The following is a 2,231-nucleotide window of genomic DNA, read 5'->3' as shown; positions in this document are numbered from 1 at the left end:
GCCTCCTCATCCCGTTCGAACAGATCGACAGGCTACACAGCGGCTGGGAGCGTGCGACTTGACGAGCTAAGACCCTGAGGTGTCTGGATAGCCCCCCTTCACCGGGCTGAGCCCCCGCCTGTTCGGGGAGTTGGTGACGGTTCTGCGGCGTGAGGGCGCGGACGCGGTCCGCAGGGGCCGGCCGTGGGGTCTGCCGCTGGAGGACCGGGCTCTGCTGGTCGCGGCTTACCGGCGCACAAACCTGACCATGCGCCAGCTGGCCCCGCTGTTCGGAGTTTCCAAGTCGGCGGCGGACCTGATCATCGATCACCTCGGGCCGATGCTCGCCCTCCAGCCCCGCAAGCGGTTCACGAAAGACACCGTGCTGATCGTGAACGGCACCCTGGTACCCACCCGCGACCACACCATCGCCGAGCAGTCCAAGAACTACCGGTACTCCACCAACCACCAGGTCGTCATCGATGCCGATACCCGACTTGTCGTCGTGATCGGCAAGCCCTTGCCCGGCAACCGCAACGACTGCAAGGCATGGGAGGAGTCCGGCGCGAAAGCCGCCGTCGGCAAGACCACAACAATCGCCGACGGCGGCTATCCGGGCACCGGGCTCGTGATGCCTCACCGACGTCGGAAGGGCGAGGAGTTGCCCGGCTGGAAGCGGGCCCACAACAAGTCCCACGAGCGGGTCCGTGCCCGCGTCGAGCATGTCTTCGCCCGCATGAAGACCTGGAAGATCCTCCGCGACTGCCGCCTCAAAGGCGACGGCGTCCACCACGCCATGCTCGGCATCGCACGGATGCACAACCTCAACCTCGCCGGATAGGCGACCGGTCGGGCTGGTCACCGACCACGTCCACGCCAGTCAGAGATCATTTACGGGCCAGGGCTTAGACCGCCACAACGGCCCTCCGAAGATCGACAACATCGACCCGCGAAGGTTGGAGCCCACGATCAGCCCAGGTCAACGGCCTCCAGGGACCGGTCCGGCCTTAGCGCACGATCTGGCATGGATGTTCCTCAACCCCCGGATCCGTGACCGCCAAGCGGTTCGGGCGGACCGAGACGAGCCACGATCCGAGCCCTGGGCTGCACATCCGGTCGAATACCGGGCGCCCCCATCCGATTCACCTCTGGAACACGGAGTAGATCAGGACGCGCAGACGAGTTTCAGAAACACCCGAAGCGCGTCGGTGTGCAACTCCTGGACATAGATGTAGACGCTGTTTTCACACCCGTCGACCACGTTGTCGTAACTTCCGTACCCCACCTTCACTCCCTTCGGAATTTTCTGCCACTTTCGGGCGTCCGAGGACGGGGTGATTTTCATCAGTTCGAGACCCGGCCGGCCGGAATCAGCGAGGAACCCTCCCCATTCCTCACGAGATGCATCGAACTGAATCTCGCCCGCGGAGCCCGACCAGTCCTCCTGCTCACAGAAATGCAGGTTGACCACCGTGTCAGGAATGGCGAGATCGTACACCTTCTCGGCGTTTTCCAGACTGCGCCCGCCCTCGCACCCCTCGTACATACGGGAGTCGGCCCGCCCTTCAGAATTCGCACTCCCCTCTGCGCGCGTGGTATCGCAGCCCCAGCAGGAAATCGCGAGGAGCCCCGGCAGGACGAAACCGAGCAATATTCTGGGCCAATTGATCGACTCCATACCATTTCACTTCCTCGCAGTCGTGGTTTGCACGTCGGCGACGGAGGCCCGCCCGCCCGGGCCGACCGCCACAGAGGCATCGATCCTTCATTCGACCTTACCAACCGCTTTCTTTGCATCCATTACCAGGAATTCATCTCGTCGCCATCCGCCGTCCGCCGAATAGGCGAGCGGGTCGCATTCACCACCAGTGGGCACCTCGCCCGTCCATGTTTCTTCGAAGTCCCCTCGAACGCACAGGCACCGACGTTCCCGCTTCCCGACTCGCACCACCACCGCACCACCACCGCACGACGACGGACCGCGGCGCCCCGGATGCCCTTTCCGGCCAACCTCCGTTCCGGCCAACCGCTTACACCGGGATCGCCCCGGCGTAAGCTGCGTCCGGCATGAACACGGCGGGGGTGCGGAACACATGACGGCTGGACCGGCGCAGAGCTGGGAATCGACCCTCGACTCGGTCGTGGTGTACGCACAGGGCGCGGTCTGCCGCCGCCTGGCCCGGGGCACCGTGCCGCCCGACGGCCGGATACGGGTGACCGGGCTGCCCCGCACCCTCGACCCGGGCTCGCTG

The 2,231-nt window shown here is 65.1% G+C and carries 2 protein-coding genes; one reads left to right on the top strand and one right to left on the bottom strand.

What is annotated here, in order from left to right; genetic code table 11:
* The first annotated feature begins 106 nt into the window (after positions 1-106).
* The gene (locus tag ACWD3D_RS36330; protein ID WP_451464926.1) at positions 107-820 is read left to right on the top strand and encodes a transposase; all 714 of its coding nucleotides are present in this window, start codon (positions 107-109) and stop codon (positions 818-820) included.
* A gap of 324 nt (positions 821-1,144) precedes the next feature.
* Here ACWD3D_RS36330 and ACWD3D_RS36325 read toward each other — a convergent pair whose 3' ends face one another.
* Positions 1,145-1,657 (bottom strand): hypothetical protein, encoded by a 513-nt coding sequence (locus tag ACWD3D_RS36325; RefSeq protein WP_451464925.1) that lies wholly within the window; start codon positions 1,655-1,657, stop codon positions 1,145-1,147.
* Positions 1,658-2,231 lie beyond the last annotated feature (574 nt).

The sequence above is a fragment of the Streptomyces sp. NPDC002690 genome (assembly GCF_053592415.1).
This window is presented reverse-complemented; position numbering and strand designations above follow the sequence as displayed.